This is a genomic window from Cellulomonas biazotea (assembly GCF_004306155.1).
In the GTDB taxonomy this organism is placed as follows: Bacteria; Actinomycetota; Actinomycetes; order Actinomycetales; family Cellulomonadaceae; genus Cellulomonas; species Cellulomonas biazotea.
Window position 1 is genome coordinate 1 of the sequence record NZ_BIMR01000461.1, and the last position, 798, is coordinate 798.

The 798-nt window shown below is 78.2% G+C and carries 1 protein-coding gene and 1 pseudogene; both read left to right on the forward strand.

The genetic code is table 11. From position 1 onward, the window contains the following. Positions 1–474: aldehyde dehydrogenase (locus CBZ_RS21255; protein ID WP_165446878.1), on the forward strand; the 474-nt coding region annotated here is incomplete at its 5' end. Between the two features lie 16 nt (positions 475–490). Then, positions 491–798 (forward strand): annotated as a pseudogene (locus tag CBZ_RS20145) (hypothetical protein); the annotation flags it as partial.

Consider the following 798-nt stretch of genomic DNA (forward strand, 5'->3'; position numbering starts at 1 on the left):
GTCGTGCTCGTGGCCACGCCCGAGGCGCCCGTCACGGCCGAGCACGTGGCCCGCGCCGTCGCGGACACCGGCGCCCCCGACGTCGCGCTCCTGCCCGGGGGCGTCGTCGCGGCCGACGCGCTCGTGGACCACCCGGGGCCGGTCGTCGAGGTCCTCGACGCCGACGACGAGCTGCGCGCGACCGTCGCCGCGCTCGCGTTCGCCACGTCGTCGACCGCCGTGGGCCTGCACGCCGCGGTGCGCGCCCTCGGGCGCCTGCGCGCCGTCCGCGTCGAGCACGCGGACGCGCTGCCGGCCGGGCTCGCCGAGGTGCTGCACGACGCGCACGGCGAGAGCCTGACGGTGCTGCACCGCGAGCCGCTCGACGCCGCCGCGGCCGCGCACCTCGACGCGGCGCTCACGGGTGCGGACGCCGAGCACGTGCTCGTCGGGCCGACCGGCTCCGGGCCGGCGTTCTTCCTGGGTCTGGACTGAGCGGAGGTGGGCTGAGATGGCACGCGACGGCCAGGCCGGCGGGCAGCCCGGTGCGCAGGGTGTGCGGTACGTCGACGGCGTCGAGCCGCGCGGGACGTACCTCGAGTCGCCCGTGAAGACCGTCGCGCCACGGGCGGGCAAGCCGTTCGCGGCGCTCGGGCTGCACACGCTCGGCGACCTGCTGCGGCACTACCCGTTCCGGTACGCCGACCCGGGGACGCTCACGGACATCGCGAGCCTGCGCGTCGGGGACACCGTCACGGTCGTCGCGGACGTCCGGCAGGCGGTCGTGCGCCGCGCGCGCTCGACGAACGCCGCGCGCCT